At 46.8% G+C, this 25,482-nt stretch carries 23 protein-coding genes; 6 read left to right on the top strand and 17 right to left on the bottom strand.

Translation table 11 applies throughout. The annotated features are described in order from the left end of the window. Nucleotides 1–129: 129 nt before the first annotated feature. The 6 genes from thiD to ACR1R9_RS00405 form a co-directional block, all read right to left on the bottom strand. Nucleotides 130–942 carry a bifunctional hydroxymethylpyrimidine kinase/phosphomethylpyrimidine kinase gene (gene thiD / locus ACR1R9_RS00430; RefSeq protein WP_063567104.1) on the bottom strand — a complete coding sequence of 271 codons (813 nt, stop codon included), beginning with the start codon at nucleotides 940–942 and terminating at the stop codon, nucleotides 130–132. A 104-nt stretch (nucleotides 943–1,046) separates the two neighbouring features. Further along, nucleotides 1,047–1,745 carry an ABC transporter permease gene (locus tag ACR1R9_RS00425; protein ID WP_076291203.1) on the bottom strand — a complete coding sequence of 233 codons (699 nt, stop codon included), beginning with the start codon at nucleotides 1,743–1,745 and terminating at the stop codon, nucleotides 1,047–1,049. Beyond that, the gene (locus tag ACR1R9_RS00420; RefSeq protein ID WP_433921932.1) at nucleotides 1,738–2,661 is read right to left on the bottom strand and encodes an ABC transporter ATP-binding protein; all 924 of its coding nucleotides are present in this window, start codon (nucleotides 2,659–2,661) and stop codon (nucleotides 1,738–1,740) included. The genes ACR1R9_RS00425 and ACR1R9_RS00420 overlap by 8 nt, the downstream gene beginning before the upstream one ends. A gap of 128 nt (nucleotides 2,662–2,789) precedes the next feature. Then, nucleotides 2,790–3,722 carry a sensor histidine kinase gene (locus tag ACR1R9_RS00415; RefSeq protein ID WP_375165358.1) on the bottom strand — a complete coding sequence of 311 codons (933 nt, stop codon included), beginning with the start codon at nucleotides 3,720–3,722 and terminating at the stop codon, nucleotides 2,790–2,792. Then, nucleotides 3,719–4,438 (bottom strand): response regulator transcription factor, encoded by a 720-nt coding sequence (locus ACR1R9_RS00410; RefSeq protein ID WP_433921933.1) that lies wholly within the window; start codon nucleotides 4,436–4,438, stop codon nucleotides 3,719–3,721. The genes ACR1R9_RS00415 and ACR1R9_RS00410 overlap by 4 nt, the downstream gene beginning before the upstream one ends. A gap of 135 nt (nucleotides 4,439–4,573) precedes the next feature. Next, entirely contained in the window at nucleotides 4,574–5,416 is an 843-nt protein-coding gene (locus ACR1R9_RS00405; RefSeq protein WP_433921934.1) for a DegV family protein, read from the bottom strand. 305 nt (nucleotides 5,417–5,721) lie between these two features. Between ACR1R9_RS00405 and ACR1R9_RS00400 the strand changes: the two genes are divergently transcribed. The 4 genes from ACR1R9_RS00400 to ACR1R9_RS00385 all read left to right on the top strand — a co-directional run bounded on the left by ACR1R9_RS00400 (nucleotide 5,722) and on the right by ACR1R9_RS00385 (nucleotide 9,063). Continuing rightward, nucleotides 5,722–6,498, top strand: coding sequence for an ABC transporter permease (locus ACR1R9_RS00400; RefSeq protein ID WP_024631448.1), 777 nt, complete (start codon nucleotides 5,722–5,724; stop codon nucleotides 6,496–6,498). Next, nucleotides 6,495–7,295 carry an ABC transporter permease gene (locus tag ACR1R9_RS00395; protein WP_433921935.1) on the top strand — a complete coding sequence of 267 codons (801 nt, stop codon included), beginning with the start codon at nucleotides 6,495–6,497 and terminating at the stop codon, nucleotides 7,293–7,295. The genes ACR1R9_RS00400 and ACR1R9_RS00395 overlap by 4 nt, the downstream gene beginning before the upstream one ends. A gap of 22 nt (nucleotides 7,296–7,317) precedes the next feature. Next, a complete protein-coding gene (locus tag ACR1R9_RS00390; protein ID WP_076291288.1) occupies nucleotides 7,318–8,286 on the top strand; it encodes an ABC transporter ATP-binding protein in 969 nt (322 codons plus the stop codon). Nucleotides 8,287–8,385: 99 nt separating this feature from the next. Further along, complete coding sequence (locus ACR1R9_RS00385) at nucleotides 8,386–9,063, top strand: deacylase (protein WP_433921936.1); 678 nt, start codon at nucleotides 8,386–8,388, stop codon at nucleotides 9,061–9,063. 114 nt (nucleotides 9,064–9,177) lie between these two features. Here ACR1R9_RS00385 and ACR1R9_RS00380 read toward each other — a convergent pair whose 3' ends face one another. From ACR1R9_RS00380 to ACR1R9_RS00360, 5 genes are all read right to left on the bottom strand, one after another. Then, the gene (locus tag ACR1R9_RS00380; RefSeq protein WP_433921937.1) at nucleotides 9,178–9,585 is read right to left on the bottom strand and encodes a MerR family transcriptional regulator; all 408 of its coding nucleotides are present in this window, start codon (nucleotides 9,583–9,585) and stop codon (nucleotides 9,178–9,180) included. Nucleotides 9,586–9,609: 24 nt separating this feature from the next. Beyond that, nucleotides 9,610–11,091 carry an alpha/beta hydrolase family protein gene (locus tag ACR1R9_RS00375; RefSeq protein WP_433921938.1) on the bottom strand — a complete coding sequence of 494 codons (1,482 nt, stop codon included), beginning with the start codon at nucleotides 11,089–11,091 and terminating at the stop codon, nucleotides 9,610–9,612. A gap of 172 nt (nucleotides 11,092–11,263) precedes the next feature. Beyond that, entirely contained in the window at nucleotides 11,264–11,710 is a 447-nt protein-coding gene (locus ACR1R9_RS00370; protein ID WP_099858540.1) for a FixH family protein, read from the bottom strand. Nucleotides 11,711–11,727: 17 nt separating this feature from the next. Continuing rightward, nucleotides 11,728–12,180: a disulfide oxidoreductase gene (locus tag ACR1R9_RS00365; protein ID WP_099858539.1), complete on the bottom strand. Its 453-nt coding sequence runs from the start codon at nucleotides 12,178–12,180 to the stop codon at nucleotides 11,728–11,730. A gap of 310 nt (nucleotides 12,181–12,490) precedes the next feature. Further along, on the bottom strand, nucleotides 12,491–14,119 hold the full coding sequence (locus ACR1R9_RS00360; protein ID WP_433923773.1) for a copper amine oxidase N-terminal domain-containing protein: 1,629 nt from the start codon (nucleotides 14,117–14,119) through the stop codon (nucleotides 12,491–12,493). Between the two features lie 335 nt (nucleotides 14,120–14,454). Between ACR1R9_RS00360 and ACR1R9_RS00355 the strand changes: the two genes are divergently transcribed. Together ACR1R9_RS00355 and ACR1R9_RS00350 are read left to right on the top strand one after the other, a co-directional pair. Next, nucleotides 14,455–14,661: a hypothetical protein gene (locus tag ACR1R9_RS00355; protein WP_076291194.1), complete on the top strand. Its 207-nt coding sequence runs from the start codon at nucleotides 14,455–14,457 to the stop codon at nucleotides 14,659–14,661. Nucleotides 14,662–15,076: 415 nt separating this feature from the next. Then, nucleotides 15,077–16,180 (top strand): stalk domain-containing protein, encoded by a 1,104-nt coding sequence (locus ACR1R9_RS00350; RefSeq protein WP_433921939.1) that lies wholly within the window; start codon nucleotides 15,077–15,079, stop codon nucleotides 16,178–16,180. 107 nt (nucleotides 16,181–16,287) lie between these two features. Here the strand turns inward: ACR1R9_RS00350 and ACR1R9_RS00345 are convergent, their stop codons facing one another. The 6 genes from ACR1R9_RS00345 to ACR1R9_RS00320 all read right to left on the bottom strand — a co-directional run bounded on the left by ACR1R9_RS00345 (nucleotide 16,288) and on the right by ACR1R9_RS00320 (nucleotide 25,272). Continuing rightward, the gene (locus tag ACR1R9_RS00345; protein WP_433921940.1) at nucleotides 16,288–16,989 is read right to left on the bottom strand and encodes a hypothetical protein; all 702 of its coding nucleotides are present in this window, start codon (nucleotides 16,987–16,989) and stop codon (nucleotides 16,288–16,290) included. A 105-nt stretch (nucleotides 16,990–17,094) separates the two neighbouring features. Beyond that, nucleotides 17,095–18,168: a hypothetical protein gene (locus tag ACR1R9_RS00340; RefSeq protein WP_433921941.1), complete on the bottom strand. Its 1,074-nt coding sequence runs from the start codon at nucleotides 18,166–18,168 to the stop codon at nucleotides 17,095–17,097. 32 nt (nucleotides 18,169–18,200) lie between these two features. Further along, on the bottom strand, nucleotides 18,201–19,889 hold the full coding sequence (locus ACR1R9_RS00335) for a DUF6138 family protein (protein WP_433921942.1): 1,689 nt from the start codon (nucleotides 19,887–19,889) through the stop codon (nucleotides 18,201–18,203). A 303-nt stretch (nucleotides 19,890–20,192) separates the two neighbouring features. Continuing rightward, nucleotides 20,193–21,845 (bottom strand): extracellular solute-binding protein, encoded by a 1,653-nt coding sequence (locus ACR1R9_RS00330; protein WP_175381703.1) that lies wholly within the window; start codon nucleotides 21,843–21,845, stop codon nucleotides 20,193–20,195. A 99-nt stretch (nucleotides 21,846–21,944) separates the two neighbouring features. Further along, on the bottom strand, nucleotides 21,945–23,537 hold the full coding sequence (locus ACR1R9_RS00325; RefSeq protein WP_175381704.1) for a response regulator transcription factor: 1,593 nt from the start codon (nucleotides 23,535–23,537) through the stop codon (nucleotides 21,945–21,947). Continuing rightward, nucleotides 23,512–25,272 carry a sensor histidine kinase gene (locus tag ACR1R9_RS00320; protein ID WP_433921943.1) on the bottom strand — a complete coding sequence of 587 codons (1,761 nt, stop codon included), beginning with the start codon at nucleotides 25,270–25,272 and terminating at the stop codon, nucleotides 23,512–23,514. Before ACR1R9_RS00320 ends, ACR1R9_RS00325 begins: the two co-directional genes overlap by 26 nt. Between the last annotated feature and the right edge of the window lie 210 nt (nucleotides 25,273–25,482).

Genomic DNA, 25,482 nt, shown 5'->3' with positions numbered 1-25,482 from the left:
AAGTTACTAAATTCCATACGTTTTCGCACAAAAAAGAAGCCGTCAACGAGCAATCCTCTGCTCATTGACAGCTACTTCCGGCTGAGACCACGTTTTTCTCCGCGATTACACACTACATGTGCGCACCGCTTAGCGTTGATTCTCCAGTCGGTGTGCTACATGTAACGTTGGGCCAACAAAGCGGTTCAGCGGGAATCCGCCAGCAATCGCTTTGGTCACGAAGGCTTTACCTTCACGAACAGCCTCTTTTACGGTAAGACCGCGCGCCAAACCTGCGGTAATTGCCGCAGATGTGGTGCAGCCTGCACCATGTGTATATCCGGAGCCAACAACATCGGCTTCAAACCATTCGTAGTTCGTTCCGTCATAGAGAAGATCCATTGCTTTGCCCGGGTTAATAACGCCTCTGTCCTTGATCAGGACATGCTTCGCCCCATGGTCATGAATGACAGCTGCTGCAGCTTCCATCTGCTCCTTGGAGCGGATCAGTCCACTTTTCGCGAGCTGTGATGCTTCAAACAGATTCGGGGTAACCAGATCAGCACCTGGCAACAGGAATTCGATCATTGCTTCTGTATTCTCAGGTTGCAACACTTCGTCCGTACCTTTGCAGACCATTACCGGATCGATAACGATCTGTGGCAGTCCGCTCCGGCGGATGTGCTTCGCAACCAATTCAATGATGTCTACAGAACCCAGCATCCCCGTCTTCATTGCATCAAAGCCGATACCATCCAGAACGGTGCGCAGTTGAGCCTCGACTACATTTAATTCCACAGGAAAGACCTGGTGATCCCACGTATCAGGCTCCATAGCCACAACAGTAGTCAGCACAGTCATGCCATACACACCAAGCTCCTGAAAAGTTTTCAAATCTGCTTGAATCCCAGCACCGCCGCTCGTATCCGAACCAGCGATTGTTAATGTTTTTGGAATCGTCATGGTAGTTGCATTCTCCTTCGTCCTTCAGTTGACATTATCCTATCCCTTGTACGAGCAGATGTCAATGGCATGTGAAGCCATACGGAGTATGGTTTCCAAAGGAATCAGTTCACATCTTTTGTCTCCAGACGAATCATGGACAGCGAAGCAATCCACAGTCCGATTGCCCCCAGTGTTAATGGAATCACGATAAGCGTGTTGATGGAGAACGTAGGCCCGTTGAATCCTGAACACACCACAAGTACAAGCAGAATGGATGATACCAGTGTGGTCGTGACCGAATGTTTACGCATTCCGAAGAATAGAGGGATCAGAGCCATGGCCGCAGCGGACAAGGAACTAATCGTATACTTCAGCAGCAGTACCAGTGCATCACTCATCGTCAAGGTGTCGGGAATGAAGGAGTAGAATTGGTTTGTGATAACCAGCAAGGCTCCCATCAGCAGATCGGTAAACAAAATCATTACAAAGGTAAACACAAAGACAATGATGAGTTTGGCAGCAATAATTTTCTGGCGCTTGATTGGATAGGTAAACATGACGTTCATCGTTTTATTTCGATACTCACTAATGATCAGTTTCGCTATCAGCGCACCGCCAAAGATAATAAACACGGCTCTGGCAAACGTATCTATTAACATGAAGGAGACGTGGTAATCGGCAAAAGCGTAATCTTCAGCCCCCTGATCGGTGAATCCAATCATGATGAGAAACAGGATTAGGGCGAGATTGGCGATACCTGCCGTTCTGAAATTTCGGGCAAACCGATGTTTGCGCAGTTCCAGCTGGATCAGTTTAAGCAACGTCCCCATCCCCTTTCATTAAGCTCATGAAGTGTTCTTCCAATGAATGAGCTCGCTTGAAAATGGATTCAATCTCAACGCCATGCCCGATCAGCTTGCTTGTCAATTCCGATGGAGCAATGCCCGGATCATAGATACGTACGGTATGGTCATCGATCATTTTATAATTTTTCAACCCCAGCTGATGTTCCATCACATAGGTCGCTTTACGCGGGTCCAACGTTTGCAGCTCAATATACTCGCTGTGGCTCCCACGAATGCTGTCCATCGATACTTCTTCAACCAGACGCCCATTTCGTATGACCCCGACGGTGTCTGCAACCTGTTCGATTTCCCCGAGGATATGGCTGGAGATCAACAAGGTAATGCGATACTGGGAGCTGAGACGTTTGAACAAATCGCGCATCTCCTTGATGCCTACGGGATCGAGCCCGTTGATCGGTTCATCCAGAATGAGCAGTTCCGGTGTTGTGATCAGCGCACGAGCGATGCCCAGACGCTGTTTCATTCCCAGAGAGAAGTCACGAATAGGCTTCTTGCCTGTGTCCTTGAGACCTACACTTTCCATCATGTCGTTAATGACCTTCTTGTTATGAAACCCCATGTATTCACAATGGAGATCCAGATTTTCCTTGGCGGACAAATTATCGTAAAAAAAAGGATATTCAATGATGCTGCCCATTCGTTTCAGCAATTCATAGGAAGTAGGCGTGAGCTTTTCTCCGAACAATTCAATCTCACCTATAGTCGGCTTCACGAGATTGGTGAGCATCTTCATCATTGTTGTTTTCCCCGCTCCATTCGGACCAAGAAACCCGTAGATCTCCCCTTGCTTGATACTCATATTGACGTTTGATACAACCTCTGCCCCTGCATACGTCTTGGTCACACCTATCGTCCGCGCAATATAGGTCATGTTCATATTCTCCTTTACGTTCGTCCCTGACGGGTTCTTATATCTGTATTGTAAAGAGAAAAGTCTTCTTTTTTATTAATCAAATCTTACAAAAACCTTAAGCTTATCGTGAAAACTACAAAATGTACCTAACAAGGTTTCAAAGAAACCGAAAATACAGTTCGTACAAAAGGTACGCTATGCAGCTCAATACTTCCGCCCATCCGCTCCACCAGCCGCTTCGTAATGGTCAGACCCAGACCACTGCCTTGATAGAGACGATTACGAGAATCCTCCAGCGTATACATACGTTCAAATACACGGCTGTGCTCCTGTTCAGGAATGCCCTTGCCCCGATCCCAGATGTTAAGTGTCACCTGTTCCCCTATTGAATACTCCAGTGAAAGGCCAAGTACCTTGCCATCTGCTCCATATTTCATAGCATTTGTGATTAGATTATCCAGCACACGGTCCAGCGCTTCCTCATTGCCTTTCACGAAGACATCACTTTCCGGAATGGATAGCTCCACTTGCAGCCCCAGATTCGTTAACATGTCATAAAAAGAGATCATCTTCAAGCGACACAATTCGCTTACATTAACTCTGGTCAGAGCAAGCTCGCTATCCCCCGACTCCAGCTTCGCCAGATCAAAAAAGGAATGAATCAGACGCAGCACTTCCTGCGCCTTATCCTGGATTTTGCCGGTCATGATCACACGTTCCTGATCGGTTAGTGAATTGCTATGCAGCAGCGTTTCACTATAACCAAGCACAACCGTAAGTGGCGTCTTCAGATCATGTGAGATATTGGAGAGCATGTTGCGCATCTCCTTCTCCTGATTGGCATAACCCGCCTCAGCCCGATGAGCATGATCCAGTAACTGATTCATGTCCTTAAGGAGCTGGCTTATCTGGGGGTCACTGTTGAAGACGAGCAGGCGTTCAAATGTGTTCTTATCTATAATAGAGGTCAATTTCTCATGTATGTAAGTTAGATGTGTACTACGTTTATGCAGCCTTATGCTTAATAGAATGACGATAAGGGCCAATATCCCGGTAGAAAAGGTAAAGATCAACGTCACGCAGGGTCCACCTCCAGCTTATAACCGATACCCCACAATGTTTTAATATACCGGGGGTTGGAGGGATCAACTTCCAGCTTCTCGCGCAGACGACGCATATGAACATTAATGATATTTTCGTCGCCATAATAATGATCATTCCAGACCGAAGCGTAGATTTGAGCTTTGGTAAATACTTTGCCAGGGTGGGTGACAAACATTTTGAGAATACCAAATTCCTTGGAAGTAAGCTTTACAGGTATGCCATCACGCTCGACCTCATACGTTTCCGTATCAACCACAAGTCCGCCAATGTGAATGCGCTGTGGCTTTGGAGTAGTTTCCGTTGCAGGCTGTGCGGTATAGTTGGCACGACGAATAGCCGCCTTGATCCGAGCGGTCAGCTCGATCAGCGAGAATGGTTTGCTCAAGTAATCATCAGCGCCAAATCCCAGGCCGAGGGCCTTGTCCACCTCTCCGTCCTTAGCAGACAGGATGAGCACTGGCACCAGACTGGTAGCACGGATGGTCTGGAGCACTTCCATCCCATTTTTGTGTGGTAGCATCAGGTCGAGAATGACCAAGTCATATTCTAACGGTGATTGGCTGAATTGATGTTCCGCCTCCAGTCCGTCATATGCATAAGAGACGTCATAGCCCTCTTTTTCCAAATAAGGACCGACCATTTCACTAATTGAGCGATCATCTTCAACAAGCAGCACGCGATAACTTGACACGCTATTCCCTCCAACATGAACGTTTTCCTTTATTACCTCACAGTTTGCATCAATTGGCAATGAAATACGAAAAACCCGACAGGATCGCCACTTCATGTTTCAAAGTGAACCTCCTGCCAGGTCTCATTTACAACCTTATACCGTCTCGCTTCGTATCCAGCACAGCCCAATCGTTCCCGCACCTGCATGAATTCCTACCACAGGTATAAAAGGCATAATTTCCGTCTTCAGGCGGGGAAGCAGATCAGCAATCTGCTGTTTGATTGTAACGGCTTCTTCCTGATTGTTTGCATGCATGATGCATACATGCTTCACTTTCCCCATATCCACCTTGAGCACATCCAGCATACGCTGTTTGGCCCGTTTGAACGTACGAATTTTCTCATTCACAACCACTTTGCCCTCTTCGAATCGAAGCAGCAGATGAATTTTCAACAATTGGCTAAGAATAAGCTGGGTTCCCGACACACGCCCACTGCGGTGTAAATGCTGAAGACTGGCCGGAATGAGGTAAAAGGACATGTTATCTATCATCTGTTCGATGTGAAGTTTGATCTCGGCAGCTGTATAGCCTTGCTTCTGCCATTCCAGTCCTTGCAAAATCATCTCCCGCAGCGGATAAGCGCCTGCTCTGGAATCGATGGCGGTAACCTTCACACCTGCGATCTCGGCAGCCTGCATTGATGTGTGCAGCGTACCGCTAAGCGCAGTGGAGCAATGAATGGTAATGATCTCATCGTACTGGTCCTTCAACGACTCATACAGTTCAATAAATTCACCAATCGGCGGCTGTGAACTGCTTGCGCGTGAAGCCCCATCCAGTTTCTCATAGAACAATTCCGACGAGATGTCTTCTGTCTCCCGATAACATTCCTCTCCAAAAACGATGCGCAGCGGTACGATGTACACATGATTCTGCTCAGCAAATAGCGGATCGAGTGTGCTCGTACTGTCCGTGACCCATGCAATTTTCCTCATTCCAACCTTCTCTCTTGCCGGATTGTTGAAGCTGTATCCTCAATCGTCAGGCACATGCCCGGCGGATTATTTAAAATTTGAATAGTTCATATTGTAAACGTTTGCGTCTTTGCTCCCCAATTATAAAGGAACGGACAAACCACTGTCTTGTGGCGCATTGTTGAACAGCCTCTTTTCTTCCGGTATATGCCAAAAAAATGTCTTGCCTGTGAAGGAATATATTGGTATGCTGTTGTCCTTCTCTCTTTTTCGCCTTGACTGAAGTGAACGGAACCGCCGTTCAACCAACTTATCGGAGGTGTCACATGCTTTATTTCACTCTGGCTTCCAAAGCCTACTCCCGGAACCTGCAATACCGCGGGGCCCACATGGTACATAACCTGGCAAGCGCCATGTTCGGTTACATGTATGCCTGTCTCTGGATTGGCATCGGGGCCGATCACTCTCTCGGAGAATACGGGACACAGGGGATGATCAGTTACATTGCGTTTACGCAATCCTCTCTCTGGATCTCGGGTTTTCTCACCAATGGACTTGGTATTCCACTCACGGTCAGGACAGGGCAGATCGCGCTTGATCTCATGAGGCCGGTTCATCTGTTCACCCACCTGATGGCACGTGAATGGGGGCAGATTGCCTACCAGTTCGTGTACAAAAGCATTCCAATTTACCTACTCTTCTCCATCGTATTTTCTCTGCAATGGCCCTCAGAAGCTTCAACCCTGTTATTTGCCGCAATTGGTCTTGCCGGCGCATCCTATTTATCCATCTGTATGAATTACATTATTGGCGCCACCGCGATGTGGACGACGGAGTCCTCCTGGCTGCATTGGGGCAATCACGCCATGATGAATCTGCTCGCTGGTTTCTTCATCCCGCTGGAATGGCTGCCAGACTGGTTGGAACGAATTGCTTGGTTATCTCCCTATCCTTTCCTGCTCTATGTCCCGACCCGAATCTATCTGGGTTATGAAAATGGCTCCTTACTATGGGGAACCTTGATTTGGTGCGTCCTCATGACATTCGTCTGTCTGGCGATCACCCAGGTACTGCGCCGTAAAGTGGAGGTGCAGGGCGGATGAAAACAACTTCCTGGTTCACTTTATATAAAATGCTCATTCGAACAAGCATCTGCAGTCGGATGCAATACAAGTTCAATTTCGTCATGGCCTCCGTTCTGGCCGCATTGATTCAAATCTCCGAGTTTCTGATGGTTGCTCTGGTGCTGCACAAATTCGGAGCCATTAAAGGCTGGTCCCTTCATGAGATTGGTTACCTCTTCGCGATCATGACCCTGTCCAAGACGTTATATCGAACGTTTGGCAACGAAGTGCATCATTTGGAAAAATATCTGGTCGGCGGCGAACTCGATCAACTGTTAACCCGTCCTATGCCCGTATTGCTGGCTTTACTGCCACAAAACTTCCGCATCATGGCTGGTGAAGTGTTACAAGGCGGGTTTATTCTCTGTTGGTCTCTGGCAGGCATGATGCATAGCGGACAGATCAGCTGGACTGTCATCCCCTTCTCACTGCTCGTCATTTTGACCGGTGCCATCATTCTTTTTTCGATTGGGCTTGCCACGGCAACGCTTGGATTTTGGACCACACGCATTGAGGAATTGCAGACCATCACCGAGGATGCGGCGCGTACGGCTGCCCAATATCCGCTGACGTTGTATCCGAAATGGATGTCTGGCATTCTGCTGACCGTAATCCCGGTGGGTTTCGTCAACTATGTTCCGTCACTTTATTTGCTTCGCGGCGAACTAGGTGCATGGGTTCTTGGTGCCATTGTCATTGTGGCCGTCCTGAGTCTGGCCGCAAGTCTGCGTTTCTGGAAATTTGGTTTAACCAAATATCAAAGTACAGGTAGCTAAGGAGGAGAATATCGTCATGACTATGATTACAGCGCGGCATCTGCAAAAGGAGTTCAAAACCCCTGTGGTACGCGAGGGCCGGTTTTCCGGGCTTCGCACCTTGTTTTCACGTGAGTATCTGTCCAAGGAAGCGGTTCGAGACATTAGCTTTGATATTGGCAAAGGAGAATTTGTTGGATATATCGGCCCCAATGGGGCTGGCAAATCCACCACGATCAAAATGCTGACGGGTATCCTTCATCCGACCTCGGGTGAGGTGCTGCTCGGTGGTATGAATCCACACCAGGAAAGACGTCGCACGGTTGGACGCCTCGGTGTCGTGTTCGGACAGCGCAGCCAACTCTGGTGGGATCTGCCCGTGAAGGATTCGTATGATATTTTGGCCGAGATGTACGGAGTCCGTGCCGAGGACAAAACGAAACGATTAGCCCAGTTCGCCGAGCTGCTGGATCTGGAATCGTTCTGGGCTACGCCTGTCCGTAAGCTCTCGCTTGGACAGCGGATGCGTGCTGATCTGGCAGCTTCCATGCTGCATGACCCGGAATTGCTTTTTCTCGACGAACCGACGATTGGACTGGATGTGAACGCAAAGCGGAACATTCGTCAATTTCTTCGTACGTTAAATGAAGAGTTTGGCAAAACGATTCTGCTGACCACCCATGACATGGACGACATTGAGCAACTATGCAATCGGGTGATGGTGATCAATCACGGTCAACTTACGTATGACGGCTCCATCCCCTCTCTGCGCGACACCATCGGTCTGCCAACACTTATTCGAGTTACGTATCGCGGTTCATATCACATCCCGGACGCTATATCATCCGCCATTCAGATCACAGGGGCAGAGAACCAGATCGTCACTGTGGAGGTAAATCGAAAAGAGTGGAGCACGATGGACATTCTGAAGCAGCTCGAACAATGGGGCGAGATTGAGGATGTCGAGATGAAGGAACCGGATTTCGAGGATATTATTCATCGAGTGTACTGACTGACTGGCCTATTTTATTCAGAACTGGATGAGGGCCTGTTCAAATGCCGTTACATGCGGGAAGGACATGACGTACTGTAATAGCGGAGGTGAAGTGTCATGCTTGTTACCAAACACACACTTGCTGCATCCAGTGCACACGCCACTCCCTATTACCTCGTTCGAGGCACGAATCCCGGACCCGTCATCATGATTACATCGGGAGTTCACGGAAATGAAACCGCGAGCATGGCCGCTGCGCAGAAGCTGGCTAATGACTGCATGGCCGGGCGTCGACACGTGGTTCGCGGACTCCTCATTATTATTCCACGAGTGAATCAGAAGGCTTATCGTAACAAAAGCCGAGGAAAACCTGATTTAAATCGCACCTTCCCGCGGCATATTTCTGGCAAAGCCAAACATCCGCTTGCTTCGGCTGTCTTTCAACTTGCCAGTCAATATGGACCTGCCTGGTGGCTGGACCTGCATGAAGCCAATGGATTATCCCAACGCAGCTCACGGGTACTGGGACAAACCTTGATTACCAATCCAGGCAGCAAGGCTGTTCCGGTATGCAAACGAATTATAGGACGAATGAATCGGTCGATTCCCATTCGTGACAGGCACTTCAATCTGAAGCAGCATGAGTTGCCCGGTTCAGCACGAACAGCCGCAGCTCGCCTGCTTCAAGCCCGCTCCGTTACCGTGGAGACCTGCTGGAGTCTGAACCGATCAGACCGGATCAAATACCAGACAGAAATTGTGCACCATTTCCTGCGCGAAGCAGGCCTGTTTTGAATTGCTTGAATCGTTATGAAGAGCCGGAAACATAAAAGACACCTTCAAAGATATCTCTCACGCAAGACGCGTCAGAGATGATCTTCGAAGGTGTTTATTGGCTTAAGGGTTATCTTACGAATTGCCATCTTCCTTGTTGATTCGGAAAGATTCAATGTAATTGTGAATATCATGCTCTGGCGTCAGAAGCAACCCTGCAAGAAGTGTCTGCATCCGCTGCAGGTTATCGATATGCAGCTGAATCTCTTCAATTCGATCACGTACAAGTGTTTTTAGTGCTTCACTCTCTATGTCCTCCTGGCTGAGCAGTTGCAACGTATCCTGTATTTCCTTTAAGGAATAACCCAGTGATTGAGCATCCTTAATGAATTTGACCTTAACCAGATAATCCTCGGTATACACACGGTATCCGTTAGACGAACGACGGGGAGCAGGCAGAATTCCACTGTCCTCGTAATACCGGAGCGTTGCCATACTTACACCCGTACGTTTGGCTAACTCTCCTCTTGTCATGGTTTTCATGCTACTCCTCCATCCATCTCCGAGTTATTCCGCCTGATTGCTCCGCAGCTTGGTATACTTGGTATCATAAGTCGCCTCGGGAAAACGTTCTGACGGCCCTTCCAGCAAAGGCTGCTGCTCTTCTCCCTTCAAATAACGGTCAAAGAAGGCCAATGTATATGATCTTGTAATGTCCACATTATGCTCTGGTGTTATGCCTTTGGCAAACATGATAGGTGAAATTAACGGAATATCCGTGAAACTCTGATGGAAGAAATGATCCACGGTCAAGTAATACGTGTCATTGAGACTGCTTGTCATCACCCGATCCAAATCCGTTTCAAACTCGGGATAAAACACTTTATCCTTGGCAGTGGCGTTCGGGTCAAAACTTTTGGCTGTTCCACCTGACATGATATACATAAACGGCTGTTGCAAGGCTGTCGTGGATACAGTTCCCCAGAATCCGCCTTCCAAACTGAGTCCTGCTTTGAAACGGCTATCCTGGGCCAGTGCTTCCGCTGTTGTCGCACCACCATAGGAGTGTCCAAAGATACCGACATGATCCAGATCAAGCTTGCCTTCGAGCAGTTGATTCGGATCATGTTTATTCCACTGGGTGAGCGTATCCAGTACAAAGCTTGCGTCAGCTGCACGAATGCCAACACCTTCTATATTATGTTGATACACTTCCTCTGACGTTAGATCGTCAGGATCCGGCTCATAAGAAGCAACATGTCCATCCGGGAATGTCACTTGAGCAGAGGTATACGGATGGTCGATCCCAACAACAATGTAGCCGTGGCTTACCAGCTCTTCAATCGCGGTCATGCTTTGAAAGCGTGCAGAGCGTATTCCAGGTGAAAACAGCAATACTGGATACTTGCTCTGTGCGGCAGACACCTCAGCGCCTTTAACCACATGCGTGGGAATTGTATCGAGATAACTGAACACCATCGATGGAATTCCAAATACGAGACTGATCGCCTCTCCCAACTCGGCAGGATAATGTTCTAGCGGTAATTCTTTGGCTGTTTCCTGATCTACAGGATACCAAACATTAATCATAAGTTCTCGTTTATCACCCGCTTCAGCCGTCTTGGTCTCTTCCCGAGATTCATCCGTTAACTGCTGCGAATAGGTGCCTATGGCGAATGAACCTGTCGGTTCAGGCATCGTGAATGCAGGGAAAAGCGACGTCAGCACAATTGAACCTGCACTGAGAGCCAGCACTAGAATCGATGCCAAGATGGTTTTGAACCACAAACGACGTTTCGACTTTTGTGTGTTCTGCATACGGCGTCCCGACTTCCGTAGTTGAATCGCCAATACAATCAGTAAAACAAGGGCTACGATATAGGTGGGCAGCAGCTGCACACGAAAATGATCGACTACCCCATGCAATAGAATAACCAGTGCCAGTGCTGACAACGTACCTACTTTCACTGCGTGACGTTTGGGAGCCATCAACATGACAACTGCGCTAATAACCGTCACAATGACCAAAATCCATTCCAAAATTCTCATCGACTTACCTCCAACATGTTGTAATACATCAAGGATAAACCTTGAAGTATACTTCAAGGTCAAGGTATAAAAATGAGAAATTTATAATTACGAATTACACATACAAAAACCCGATAAACGACGCAGCCGGAAGTGGCTTGTACGTAAACATTATCGGGCTGTATTTATCGATTTATTCTTCCACAGTTACCTTCGTTCGGGGCATGGTGTGCATTGCACCAGCAGTGACATGGACCTGAACGATATAGACTCCGGATTGCTCAAACGCGTAGCTTGCTTCATACAATCCTTCACCTGCTGATTTCGCGGTGATGGCTCCCTTGGCTTCAAGCTCTTCTGCACTCATCATGCCTTGTTCCAGAGATGGTGCCTCGGGTTCATCCTGTTCATTCCAGATTTGAAACTGCACATGGTCCGCATCATTCACAGGCTGCCCCCCTTGTGTAAGCTGGATCTGCAAGGAAACATTTTCCTTAATGGACACCTTGTCCGGTACCATGAGCTTCACCTTGATCATCTCCGGCATCTCACCTGACTGGGACTGCTTCTGTTCCGAACAACCCACAGTCAGGAGGATCAGAATGATGAAGGGCATGAACCAACGGACTTGTCCGCTCATCAATCATCTGTCCTTTCTTATGAAGAAGATTTTGCTGTTTTGCCAATTCCCCACAGCATAACAATAATGATGATAAATGCGATCAGTGCAAGTAACGGAATTGTGATAAAACCAAACCAGTTCAAGTAATCGGTATAACACGGAATTTGGCCGCATGCCACTGAACTGCCCGTAGCCGAGTAAATACGCTGAATCGTTACATGGTATAACGAGATTCCGCCTCCAATAAAACTCAGCGGAAGAACATACTTGGTGATTCCCACATCATCCTTAAAGTAGGCTATGCCAAGTAAAATCGTTAACGGATACATGAAGATCCGTTGGAACCAGCATAGATCGCAGGGTATGTATCCCTTAATCTCACTAAAATAAAGGCTGCCTCCAGTCGCAATGACTGATACGGCCCAGGCAATAAACAGACGGGTATCAATATGTTTTGCCCGTCGCTCAGGCTTTGAAGCTGTGTCCATCCGCTTGAACCCCCTTTTCTTGTTTGATCATACCGAATAATAATACAACATACATGACTCCAACGGGCTAGTGATTACGATTATGTACAGTACACCACCGAACCATGATCAATAACACGTTGCGGCGAGGTTTCTGACTGTCTTGATTATACCAAATATTTGAATATTTTGATGTGGCCTTTTTGCGTCCATGTGATACAGATTGGATTGCAGGTTCACCAAGTATGATGAAGGTAAAGGCACTGAACCGACAATAGAAAAAAGCTGCCGTATGGGGCAGCTTTTTTCGTTCTTCTTTTATAAATAGTAATTACATGGATTTAGTCAGTGTGATCGAGCCATCTTTTTGCGCCCATTTTACATCCCAGCCAAGAAGCTCAGCGATGAAACGCAGTGGCACTTGTGTACGTCCGTCTTTGTTAACAAAGACCGTTGCACCCACATTTTTCTTCATACCGTTCACTTCCATAACGTTGTTGTTCACCCAGAACTTCAATGTATCATTACCAGCCATAACGGTTACTTGTTGTGCTTTTTTATCCCATTTCACGGTTGCACCAATTCCTTCGCTCAAGAAGCGCAGTGGAATGTAGGTTGTGTTTTTCCAGAGCATTGGCGTGGTGTCCATGTTGGTTGTCTTGTTATTGATTTTCAGCGTTTTGCTGTTCAGCTGCATCCATACGGTAGTTGTATCTGTTTCAGGCATTGTTGGTGTAGTGGGTTGCTCTTGGAATTTATCATTGAATTGCGTCACAATTGCATTACCAAGGGCTTGACCTACACCAAACATTACTTTGAACCCTTCACGGTTAGTCGTGTACGAACCCTCGTAGTTAGCCGCAGCGTACTGATCCAATACTTGTTGTACTTGCTTCTCATGTGTAGTCAATGCTTGTTGTCCGGCAGCTTTTGGCAGGTTGCCCGCTGTTGCCGAATCCAGGAATGTCGCGAACTCTGTTGTGAATCCGTCAATACGTTTCTCGACAGCTGCACGAGCCGTTGCATCATTGTTTTTAACGGCTGTTACATAGTCGCTTTGTGCATTCACGTGGTTGGTTACCCAAATTTTCTCGAACGCATTGGCACCGTCATTACCGTATATGGAAGCGATCGCTGCTTTGAAATCCGCTGTGTTTCCAGCTTCAGCTGTAACCAGTGCATTGGATGCTGCTGTGCGGCCATCATATTGCTCTTGCATTTGCAGAGCCGACAATGCGAAGTGCTCGGAAGCCAAGTGGTTCAGTGCAGATCTCAGATCAGCTGCTGGTGTATCTGCTTTGCTGTTCTCGAATTTCTCAGGCATTTGTGTTGTGATTGCCGTGGAAAGTGCTTTACTCACATCGAACATTTCTTTGAAACCTTCACGGTAAGCTTTGTATGCATCGGTGTAGTCACCAGCGACATATTCATCAAATACTTTTTGCACGAGATCTTCATGTACTTTCAAAGCATTTTTAGCTGCCGCTTTTGGCAATTTGCCTTCCGTTGCTGTGCTCAGGAATGTAGAGAATTCTTCTACAAAACCGTTGATATTATTCTGTGCCTGTTTGATTCCAGCCTGGTTACTCATCTTAGTTGCTTTCACAAGATCATCTGTATATTTGTTATGCGCGCGGAAGATCCGTTCGAATTCTTTGGCTCCTGCATCACCGTAAAGGGAAGCGATTGCCGGCTGCATATCCAATGCATTTTGGTCGAGTGCTTTATAAGCTGCGTCTGCATCTTTTGCTCCGTCATATGCCTTCGCCATTGCGGTTACTGCGAGTGCAAAGTGTTCGGATAATAGGTGATCCAGGCTCGCTCTCAGGTCAGCAGAAGGTGTATTCACACTTGCCTTCATTGTAGTCATTGGTGTCTGTGGTGCTGCTGCAGCCCCTGCGATTCCCGGCATCAATAACGTCAAGCTCAGCATGGGTGCGATAAATTTCTTCATTTTCATTTTCATTACGTGGTCACTCCTCGGTTAGTTTTGTTTATCCTTTGTTTCCTCGTCGTCGTCTTCATAGGGTGTAACGCAAGGTTCTTCAATCTGGATCACCTCTCTGGGCAAAAAAAATTGCAGCCTCCGTCCAGGAAAGCCGCAAATACGCGCCACAACAAGGTTTATCTCAAATTTAAAATTTTAAAATTATAGTGAACCACTCCTTTCAGCACTGCATACATACTGTAAGTGAAGGACTTTATTTTCCTTAATTTATCAATAAAATCTTACATCCAAGGTAAACTTGAAGTACAATGAAAAGAACGATTGATTTCAATGAAGGAGGTCATCGCATGACATTGCTGCCCTATATTTTAATTGTTGGAATTGCCCTGTTCGGTGGAATTGCTACCATGATCATCGGGAATTCAAAAGCGAATCAGACCAGCAATCCCGAGTATGATCGCAGGACCAAGCAAAATCTGAGCAAACTTACCTATGTATACGTTGGTGCCATCGTTCTCGGCATAGGCGGTTTCATCCTTTATTTAGTGAACTGAATAGTGCATACTCTCAGCAAAGTACATTTTTGAACTTTTTGATTAATTCAAGGTTACGTTGTACATATGGGATGGTTTGGCGAACCATTCCCCTCACTCATATGATGGCCAAGAGTCCACGTACCACCCACGTATGTAATTGTTCGTAAAGACTTTTCCTGCTGAAAGAATTATCTTCGTGTGTATATCCCTGCTCAGAGTCATCTACTATCTCTCCCACTTCTCACTCCTTGCTTCTCCAACATCTATAATGTGAATGCTCTCCTAAATAACAAATTCCAAATCCCAAGATCCTTACACATGTTTACAAGTTGGAGATAATTCAGAATTATTCTGGATATGTTCAGCGGGTAATATAAAGCCATAAGGACAGCAAACCATTATAAATAACACAATTTAAAGGAGAGTTATACACATGAAGAAAAACTTGAAGAAATCCGCAGCAACGATGATGGTACTGGGCATGACATTAACAGGAGCAACGGGCGTATTCGCAGGAACACAACTGGAGAAAATCTCGGCATATCTTAACCATGGTATCAGCATCAATGTTGACGGTGCGGCGTACTCACCAACGGATGGCAATGGCAAGAAACTCGCTCCAATCACTTACAACAATTCAACTTATCTGCCTGTACGTGCGATTGCTGATGCGCTGCATGTACCTGTATCGTATGACGGTAAAAAAGGACAGGTGATCATCGGCGAAGCTCCAAGCAATCCTTCTACATTGAGTAATGTAACCTATAGCGCAGCGCAAAAAGAAGCCATTCAACAGGCGTTTGCACAGTTCGACGGCTTCGAGACAGCATACGCTCCTCAACAGATGATTGCAGGTGATACGTTTAAAAATGTAGGCGCTGGCGGAGATGGAGTAAGCTTTACTTTTAATCATATGAAAGTGGATGTGTCTCCAAGAGACTATTCGGAGGGTTACAATGGCAAAGACGTAAAATTGTCCAATGGCGTCACAGCCAAATGGTATACACCAGATCAAACGGGTATGCTCACGTTCAAACTGGATGATCGGTATGTCACAATAAGCTCACCTGACCATAAGCTATCTCAGGCTCAGTTGCAGCAAGTGGCTGTATCTGTACAAAAGGTGCAAGGCAATGATCAGGGCGTTACGGGCTTCGCTGATGTAAAATATACCCAAGAACAGTCAACTGCCATCCGCAAAGCCTTTGCGAAATTCCAAGGATTCGAGACTGCATACGCACCACAACACATGATTGCCGGGGATTCATTCAAAAGCGTGGCTGCTGGCGGCGATGGTGTAAACTTTGTTTTCAAACACATGAATGTCACGGTGTCACCAAAAGACTATTCCTTCAGCTATGACGGCAAAAATGTTAAATTGCCAAACGGGGTTACCGCCAAGTGGTACACACCGGATCAAACCGACATGCTGACATTCAAACTGGATGATCGCTATGTGACTCTCAGCTCGGCAAATAATGCATTGACTCATACACAGCTGGAGCAAATGGCTGTATCTGTGCAAAAAGTGAAATAATTTCGCAGCTAAAATCAAAAATTCACACTAAAAATCATACAACATAACAAACACACATCATTCTGATCCTCCAGTGATAAGGGGACAAATTCGATGTGTGTTTTGTCCTATTTAAGACGATGGTGCAGCAGCCAGTAATAGCGATGCAAATCCATAATAAAATGAAAAACAACAAACGCCAACATACTATACACACATATAAGTACAACAACAACCGTCTGTTGCGTGACAAAAGCAAGAGAAATATTAGCCAGTATATATCCTGCTCCGGTCAGCAGGGCTAACGTAGTGAGGGGCATTTGGGCGCTTACACGCGCTTTTTCCCCATGGGTAGACTGTTGCAGTTTGCGCAAATGAAACTTGGAATACTGAAATAAGGTCAAACCATATAAAGTAAACGAAGCAATCGCATACCACGGTGTTGTCAATCCCAACATGCCATAGGCGAACTTTTGAACCATAATGATAAAGCCTAATGAACAGACGACCCCAAACACTCCGCGAAACAGGACATAATTCAGTTGCAGCCTACGGGGCGCGATAATTAGAGCTATGGCCCATACATTCATAACTGCTAGAATTGGCAGTAGAATAGAAGCATATAAGAATTGGAACGGAACACTGAATATTGGAATAAGGAGAAATACGTTAAGAAAGAAGAACACCAGCGTACCTACACTGAAACGAATGCCCTCCGCAGCATAACAAACCAGATACTTATTAAACGCATCCTGCCGATAGGATGTTCCTTTGTATCTAGCAGACGTATCTGTGTTTAGGGATTGTGGGGAATGATTTTTGCGTACCATCTATTCGGGCCAATTGAAACCCAAATGTTTTATCCAGCTGAATCCCGGTCCTTTTATCATTCTGGTTCCCCTTCCCTACTTATTTTCTTGCTGTAAACACAGCCGTCAATCCGCTAAACGAATCACTCTCCGATAGTTCATATAATCGATCATATCTTCCCAGTCCAATTCCCCTGCATTACCATCACGATAGTATACAGCTGCAGCGGGTAGAAACCCAACCAATGGCCCATTGCCGCCACAGATCATCGCGCCACCGTCGCCACCTTTGGGCATCATGTTTCCATAAACATCAAGCGTAAGCTCATAGTTATAGGGATCTCCAGCAAACTGGACGCCAAAAAAGTTGGGCAGCTCCAGATCATACGGACGGTCATTCTCAACTACTAGAGAAGGGTCCGGCTCTGCCGATTCATCCACAATTCCCTTCACCTCTTCGAGGCTTCCAAAATGCTTCAATTTCATCGTGTAGTCGAAGCTGTCTCCCCATGGAAATAACGTGCGACAGCCCCCTCCGTACAAATACTCCCACTCATCTTCAGTAAGCAAACCAAAACCCGCTTTTGCTTCTTCATCGATTAAATAATCCAACGTCAAATCTTCATTGAACCAAAATATCTCTACTGTATCGCCTTGACGAACCAGACGGAAATCTTGATGCAGCTCATACTGGTTCAGATCGGACAACTTAAACTTCTCCAACTCTTCTGCAAAAAAGGCACTCTCTTGCGCCATCGCTTCAGCTTCCGTCACTTCAATCCAACCAAGTGAATGGTTGCTGCACTCCACCAGCATAGGAGCAATGTGCACTTCCCTGACCGGAGACATCTGGCTACTTAAAAAAGAATCCACGTCATCCACACCATACTCACTAACCGTCTCCAGCAAATCCGCAGAAGTCTCTTCATTCATTCCATCCTGCCAGCGATCCCAGCCAAGTGTCACCTGATCACCAGGCACAAACACAAATTTCTGCGCATCATTCGAAAATACACCTGTCTCGATTCGCTGACCGAATCGTTCAAATGTCTCCAATCCTTCATATTTCATACCTGTGGGAAAATGACTGAGCAAATTACGCAGCCGCTCCTCCTTTTCCTGAGCGGACAGTTCTTCCCATACATCCCGATTCAATGGTCCCATATACTCATCCACCTTAATTGTATCGTTATACATCACATCAACCTTGAAAAGCCGTCATGGGCCTTTCCTTATTTCCCTGCGCCCTTTAACAGTTCTAACAGCAATTCTTTCCGTCTTCCCTCAGCCTTGCGTGCCAGCGTGGCAAGCTTCTCTACCTTGCCCCAGATCGGATACAGCACATGCTCCACTTCATAAGTTTCCAATCCTTGCAGCGATCGGACCAGAAGTTCAAGCTTCTCCTCATCCTCCAGTTCAGGCTGGATCTTCAGCTTCAAGGAATCCGTAGAACGACGCAGGCAGGTAACTAATGCAGGTATGGAACCGGCCGTTACACCATGTGTCTCAGCAAAGGCAACGGTGAATTTATCCTGCACCAACTGGTGCTCATCATCCACTTCACCCATGTAATATTCAACCAACGGGAAATACCGCTCATCTGCCAATCCAAGTCCGAAGGTTGCATAACTGCCTGGCATACAGTTCTTTTCACCCTCTGTATCTGCATAAAATTCGAACTCTTCGATCGCTACACGTGCATAGTCTTCAAGCAGCGGACGCAGCTCTGGGTACTCCAGCGCGTTTGCGAAAAATCGATGCGTATCCGACTTCGCAAGCCCTTTAATCGGCAGATACTGCTTCACGCTGGACTTGAGCTTGATCTTGTAACTTTTGGGGAAGCCCTGCTTCAGCAAACGGGTGATAAAAGCAATAGCCTGTTCATACGCAGACACTTCTTCCTTTCGAATGATGATAGTAATGATCGAGAACACATCGTTCGCGGTGCACTCCACCTGCTCATTTTTCAAATGGATATCTTCCTTGGCATAGGCTCCGCTACCTTCCACCATCATTCGCGCTGCACGGTTACTACCCAATTGTTTGGCCAGTTCCAAGAAAGTAAGGCCTTTCGGTTTACTGTAACTAGGCTCATAACGAAGAATCATCACGGCTGCATATAACAGCAGATCGATAGGTTGTGCCAGCTGCTGCCCATGCTCACTCTGAGGCTCGTCCTCCTCCAAAGAAGCACCTGGCTTAAGGGTATATACATTGGCGCTGTACGCAGAAGGCTGTACATCAAAGTAGCCTGGCAAAAAATGATTCTCCGCCCAAGACGTTATCGCACGAATAATGTCACCGCGATGCTCCGCCAGAGCTTCCTGACGCCCTTTATTTAACTCCTGTATGCGATCATATTGCGCTATAGTCCACGCTACGTCCAGTTCAGGGAACAATTTCGGATCAAGCAGGTGACGCGTCAAAAAAAAGGATTCCAACGGCTTTGTTGGATATGAACCTTTCAGCAGCTTCTGGTCTACATATGTATGAATGCGCTCAAGCAACTGCTGCCTTTTCTCTTCGTTGATATATTCGAGTATGGTCACTTGCAGCTTTCCTTCTGTGGTTGGGAATTTCCCGCGAAAGGTAAACCGATAGTCGATCAACGGTGTATCCGCCAGCTTGTCCAATTTCTCTTGAATCACTTCTACAAGCCTGGGCTGGATCTCATTCCGCACTTGTTCTTCCGTAAAGGGACCGGGATTCTTCGATTTCAATCCCTCATCCAATCCAAGATCCACACTGTCTACCGTGGTCCTTCCAGGTCTGTAATCCAGCAAAATATCATTAAAGATCCCCATTTGCAGCGTTGTTCGCTTCACAGCCTTTTCCAGGTCATCCCGCTTCATCTGTTCACTAAACCATTCTTCAATGACCTCAATCATCTCTTCCATTGCCTGATCATAGAGTGTACTCATGCTTCGACCGCCTTTCCATTTATCAAATCATTCTTCAAACCATCTATGCTAAAAATACGTATTGATGTTCGTATATTACCTATTATCTTACTCTCTCACGCATCTGCGAAACAATAAGTCTTACGCACGGTTGTACGCAGAGAAATTAATAGATAAATTTCTTATTTACATGTCTAAGCATCCGTACACAAAACAAAAACACCGGATTCAGGCGACTTTCCGCCCAAATCAGGTGTATTCACGAAATACTTCTTCCTTCTTGTATTACTTTAGTATGATTCATTTTGTGAATTATTCACGGTATTAATTAACTGTTTTGAACCATTCATTGACTTCCGTTGTGATTTGATCGCCGCCCATGGATTTCCATTTAGTCACGAATGCGTCAAATTCATCGATGCCAACTTGACCATAAATGATTTTGCTGAACGTATCTTTCTCCAGCTTGTCGAGCGCATCTTTCTTCATCTTCATCGTATCCGTAGGTGCACCCGTGAACTTGTTCTTGATTGCATCATCCTTATGAGCTACCACGACTTGAGCCGCAGCAAACACTTCAGGTTTGTTGGCAATTTTCGTATTTTTCTCGAAAGGTGTTTCCGCTTCCTTACCTGTAGCGAGTTCTGCCAACGTATCCATCATCAGGTTTGGAATCCGTGCACCGTCATACGTAATTGTGTACTTGAGCGGGGATACCCCATCTTTCACTTCAGCTTCACCAAGCACTTTACCATCTACGATATCAAAGTCATATCCTTGGGCAAAGCCATGTTCGAACTCCCCACCCACTTCTGGATTAGCGAATTTATCAAACAAATAATTTTGATATGTGAAGAAAATTTCTGGGTTTTCCATATCCTTGTTGATCAACACGACCCCGTTGCTAGCACCTGAACCGTGGTGATGGCTCTCGCCAGTCGGTCCGGTTGGCAGGGCAATAGCTTTGTAGGTAGCACCGTCCACATTTTTCTTCACATCATCGATCGGCCAGTTTGGCATCCAGTGTGGTCCCACAATGATTCCCGCTTTGCCTGCTGTAAACAGTTCAGCTGCCTTAATCTCATCATATACGCCGGCTTCCTTCGGCAGATAGCCTTTGGACAACCAGTCTTTCATCGTTGCAAGTCCTTCTTTCACACCCGGTTGAACCGAGCCGTATTCCAGTGTTCCTTCTGCATTCAGATTCCACTGTCCTGGCATCGTGTTATACATTCCGAAGATCCAGCCGGATTCGGTCATCCAGGTATTGAGGGCATTTTTCATACCGACCGTCAGACCGTACGTATCTTTTTTACCGTTTCCATCCGGATCCTGATTCGTAAATGCATCCATCACCGTAACGAGCTCATCAATCGTTTTTGGTTCTTCCAGTCCAAGCTTCTTCAGCCAGTCTTCACGGATAAACATTACCGGGTCTCCGTTGTAAGCATAGTCAAAGATCGGGACGCCATACCGTTTACCTTCATACATGTACGGGTACCACTCTTCCGGTGCGGATTCAGCAGCCCCTTTCCATGTGTCGGATGCATACTTATCGAACAGTTCACCTGCATCGGCGAATTTACCGGACTCAATCAACTCACGCACCAGATTGTAGTCACCACGGATGGAGACGATATCTGGCAGCTCTTCGTTAGCCGACAAGGAAAGACGAAGCTTCGTGTAAAAAGCATCATTCGTCACGGACACAGCCCAAGGTGTAGTCAGGTCGATGCCCAGACGCTCTTTGGCCCATTTGGTATGCACGTTGTTCTGTGCAGTCTCTCCGTTCTTAAACTTTGTATCATCATTCCAGGCTCGCAAATAGCTCATCTGAACCGCAGGTTCATACTTACCGTCTTGCAGCGCAAGTGGCGTAGCCGCTTCCTTGGATGGTTCTTCCTTTGCCCCCGAACTGCATGCCGTTACGGCAACCATCGTCAGTGCAAGCAATGCAGTCATCATTTTTCTATACATGAAACCCCTCCTCAATCACTTTGAATGCCCTTACATGAAAAGGATAGTGCAGCCGGGGAAGCAAACATATATCACAATTTCAATGTTCATATTGATTTGTTAACCGTTCCGAAAATCCTGCGGGGTCAAGCCATAATGTTTGCGGAATACTTGAATGAAATAAGGAGTATTGTTATATCCCACTTCCTGACCGACTTCATAAATCTTCATAGCCGTGTGTTTCAACAAGTGAACAGCACGTTCCATTCGGGAACGGATAATGTAGTCACTGATGCCTTCACCCGTTGATTGTTTGTACATTTTGGACAAATACACCGGATGCAAATGAACCTCCCCTGCAATAACCTGCAAGGAAAGATCTTCGCCCAGATGGTTGTCAATCCATTGCTGGACCTGTCTGATCATGTTCGATCCACTTTCCTGGCCTGTATCGGTTGTGCTTAGAGCCCATTGTTCCATCACACTCCGGGTCCATGCTTCCAGACTCCGAAGTGACACGCCGTAGCCGTCCTTCAGCAGTTGCTGATACTGCTCACCAAGAACATCGGACAACTGTCTGCCCTCCCGATGAGCCATGTACGAGAAAGCTGCTGCGAGATAGTGAAAAGCAACATAGACATGCTCCGGGAACACACTATCCGATAACTCGGCGAAAATCGAATCAATCTTGCGATTAGCGTCCTCCATCCGTCCTGCTTCCAGTAGTGCGGTCAGTCCAGGTGGCTCATACAGCGCCGCAAGTGATTTTAATGTTGCTCCATGGGAGCCGGCAGCCGCATTGAGATGCAGACCTTTGCCTGCTTCCGCCTGCTTGCGCAATGCACTTACAGCTTGATGGTAAAGCTGGGGAACCTGTTCCGGAAAACGGCCTATCCGGCTGACTGACAGTGAAATCGTCGCGTTTAAATACTGCTTCACACTGTGAAGCAGCCGTTCTCCGAGCCGCCCCATCAGCAGTTCGGGTTCAGACTGTGCTTGTTTTGGACTTGCCATGAAGACGAGATCATCATACGCATCGTCTGTATGGCAGAGATGATAGCTGCTGCCAAAGATTTCTTCCACGACGTTGGAGATGGCGTATTTCATCAAACGGAATGCCTTGTGCGTTGGCTGTGGGTCATCATAACGGATAAGCAGCAGCTGCATTTTATCCTGGGGACGGAACCCAATCTCCAATTGCTCCAACTTTTCCACAAGTTCGCTCTCTGCAAATCTATGTCCGAGCAGTACATCCTTCATTAATCCCGCCCGCTTCTCCGGTAAATGTTCCCTCACCGAATACATGGCGCGCTGGTGCATCAACTGTTTCTCTCCCTCCAGCCGAATCTGGACGGAGGCCTGCTGCACGGCTTCAATCAGTTCCTCATCCCGCACTGGCTTCAGCAGATAACTCACTGTCCCATGACGGAGTGCCTGCTTCGCATAATCAAAGGATGCATGTCCAGATAAAATGATACATTTAGTCCGCTCCCACTTTTGACGAATATGACTCACCAAATCCAGACCGGATAAGCCCGGCATACGAATATCAGTGATGATAATATGGACCTGATGTGCCGCCATTTGCTGCAATGCCTCTTTCACCGAGTACGCCTTATATACGTGCCCAATCCCATGCTCTCTCCACGGTATGGAGGCTGCAATCGATTCCACCGCTGAATGTTCATCATCCACGACCATTAGATTCATCATTAGGATATTCCTCCTCAAACCATCGTATTTCCACACTGAGACCCCCATAAGGGATCGCTCCAAAATGAAGCCCTGAAGAATGACCATATCGTGTAACGAGCCGCTGGTGTACGTTCCAGGTACCCGTGCCTATTTCTTCACCCATCGGTTCATTGATTTCCCGCTCAAGACTAGCAATCTCTTCGGGCGTCAAAGTAACACCGTCGTTATCGACAAACAAACTGTATCGTGTGTATTCCCTTCCATTGATTTGCTCTTGTGCTGCCATGCCTGTAACTACGATGTGACCGCTACCCTCCATCGGTTCAATGCCGTGAATGACTGCATTCTCCACGATAGGCTGGATCAGCAGCCTTGGAATGTGCTGCTGCATCAGTTCTTGCGGTACGGCGATCTCATACGACAAACGGTTGGTACGCATCTGTTGGATGGACAAATAATTGTCCAACAACCGGATTTCCTCTTCCACGGTCGTCATATCGTTCTCATCACGTGTGATGTAGCGATAGTAATCTCCCAGGCTGAGCGACATGGCAATAACCGCTTCGCGGTTGCCGAGCTGCGTCATATTTTTAATATAAAACAGACAATTATACAGGAAATGAGGATTGATCTGTGATTGCAGATGCTTCAGCGTCGCTTCCCGCGAACGGATACGTTCCTCGTAAACTTTTTCGATCAGCTCCTGAATCTGCTCAGCCATGTGATTGAAGCTCTGCGTCAAATAAGCGAATTCATCACGGGAGTGATCGACCGGAATTCGTGTGGACAGCTGTCCTTTGCGAATCTGCTGCAAACCTCTCATCAGCCGTTGTATCGGCACCTGTACCTTTCGGTATAACAATAGGGCAGCGCCAATACTGAGCACGAGCAGCAGCAAAATTGAGGTTATAAACATATTTCGGCTCTTGTCCATCGGCGTAAGCAAATCATCCAGCACCACCGGGTTAACATAGATTCCGTTCAGCTGTTTGGAGAGCACATAACTGACCAAGTACTTCTTGCCCCCCACCTCAAGCTGATGGTTGCCTTCACTATCCAATTCGGTTAATGGCATGTCCCGCATCACGGCTTCCACGAGCTCAGGGTCCGCACTACGATTTAATAGAGGCTCGTTGCCCGGGACGAGTAGAAATGGATCTCCTCCCTGTGCCTCCTTGAAATCATCCAGCATGGCAACAATATTCATCGGGTCAAAATCAATCTCCATCACCGTTCGTACATCCGTGGTCACAGGTTTTTCATTCCACTCGTAGTTATCCGTAAAGAAATAAGTGAAGCTGCCTTCGTTCAACTGCCATCGGCCTGGCTGTGGAAACTTCAACATCTTCTCATTAAAGACCGTCCGGTTCGACATGGTGGACAATACCAGCTCTGCCTGAGGCAGCACAATGGTAATATCGTTCTTCCAGCGGCTCGTGGACTGGTATAGTGACAATTTGTCGAGAATATCGAGATAGACGCTGTTTTTCTCATATTGGCTTGTCGATTCTGTCATGTAACGATAGTGTAGAATGCTTGGATCACGCAGTAAAGTCAGCCCGTAAAGTGAGAGCTGTTCAATATTTTTATCCACCTGAGAGCTAAAATAATTGAACTGATTCAAACTGGACTGCTGCTTCTCCTCGACGATCATGTCCACGTTCGCCTGATTCGCGTAGGTATAGAGCAGCAAGATAGGTACCAGCAAGCAGACCAGCAGCATAACTGTTTTTGAGAATACTGTAAATTTCATTGCTTCACCCTGTCCCGAATTAAAGTAAAGATACACATCGAAGTCCTATTTTATATTGAAACCCCTTACATATCTATACTGAATTTCAAATGAGTCACTATTTGGTACACGTTTTTAACAAGTTAATAAATCAACATCCGCCTTGAAATGTTGTTCTATAGCCCGCCCGTTTCCATTGTTATAATTCAGTTGCTCCACTATTTGCAGAGG

Source organism: Paenibacillus taichungensis (assembly GCF_050994985.1).
GTDB lineage: Bacteria > Bacillota > Bacilli > Paenibacillales > Paenibacillaceae > Paenibacillus > Paenibacillus taichungensis.
The sequence above is the reverse complement of the archived record's forward strand: the minus strand, read 5'-3'. Positions and strand labels throughout refer to the sequence as shown.

Coding starts and splice junctions, on each gene's coding strand:
- thiD (WP_063567104.1), bottom strand. CDS start 942: ATGACGATTCCAAAAACATTAACAATCGCTGGTTCGGATACGAGCGGC.
- ACR1R9_RS00420 (WP_433921932.1), bottom strand. CDS start 2,661: ATGACCTATATTGCGCGGACGATAGGTGTGACCAAGACGTATGCAGGG.
- ACR1R9_RS00405 (WP_433921934.1), bottom strand. CDS start 5,416: ATGAGGAAAATTGCATGGGTCACGGACAGTACGAGCACACTCGATCCG.
- ACR1R9_RS00400 (WP_024631448.1), top strand. CDS start 5,722: ATGCTTTATTTCACTCTGGCTTCCAAAGCCTACTCCCGGAACCTGCAA.
- ACR1R9_RS00395 (WP_433921935.1), top strand. CDS start 6,495: ATGAAAACAACTTCCTGGTTCACTTTATATAAAATGCTCATTCGAACA.
- ACR1R9_RS00390 (WP_076291288.1), top strand. CDS start 7,318: ATGATTACAGCGCGGCATCTGCAAAAGGAGTTCAAAACCCCTGTGGTA.
- ACR1R9_RS00385 (WP_433921936.1), top strand. CDS start 8,386: ATGCTTGTTACCAAACACACACTTGCTGCATCCAGTGCACACGCCACT.
- ACR1R9_RS00380 (WP_433921937.1), bottom strand. CDS start 9,585: ATGAAAACCATGACAAGAGGAGAGTTAGCCAAACGTACGGGTGTAAGT.
- ACR1R9_RS00375 (WP_433921938.1), bottom strand. CDS start 11,091: ATGAGAATTTTGGAATGGATTTTGGTCATTGTGACGGTTATTAGCGCA.
- ACR1R9_RS00370 (WP_099858540.1), bottom strand. CDS start 11,710: ATGAGCGGACAAGTCCGTTGGTTCATGCCCTTCATCATTCTGATCCTC.
- ACR1R9_RS00365 (WP_099858539.1), bottom strand. CDS start 12,180: ATGGACACAGCTTCAAAGCCTGAGCGACGGGCAAAACATATTGATACC.
- ACR1R9_RS00360 (WP_433923773.1), bottom strand. CDS start 14,119: ATGAAAATGAAGAAATTTATCGCACCCATGCTGAGCTTGACGTTATTG.
- ACR1R9_RS00355 (WP_076291194.1), top strand. CDS start 14,455: ATGACATTGCTGCCCTATATTTTAATTGTTGGAATTGCCCTGTTCGGT.
- ACR1R9_RS00350 (WP_433921939.1), top strand. CDS start 15,077: ATGAAGAAAAACTTGAAGAAATCCGCAGCAACGATGATGGTACTGGGC.
- ACR1R9_RS00345 (WP_433921940.1), bottom strand. CDS start 16,989: ATGGTACGCAAAAATCATTCCCCACAATCCCTAAACACAGATACGTCT.
- ACR1R9_RS00335 (WP_433921942.1), bottom strand. CDS start 19,889: ATGAGTACACTCTATGATCAGGCAATGGAAGAGATGATTGAGGTCATT.
- ACR1R9_RS00330 (WP_175381703.1), bottom strand. CDS start 21,845: ATGTATAGAAAAATGATGACTGCATTGCTTGCACTGACGATGGTTGCC.
- ACR1R9_RS00325 (WP_175381704.1), bottom strand. CDS start 23,537: ATGATGAATCTAATGGTCGTGGATGATGAACATTCAGCGGTGGAATCG.
- ACR1R9_RS00320 (WP_433921943.1), bottom strand. CDS start 25,272: ATGAAATTTACAGTATTCTCAAAAACAGTTATGCTGCTGGTCTGCTTG.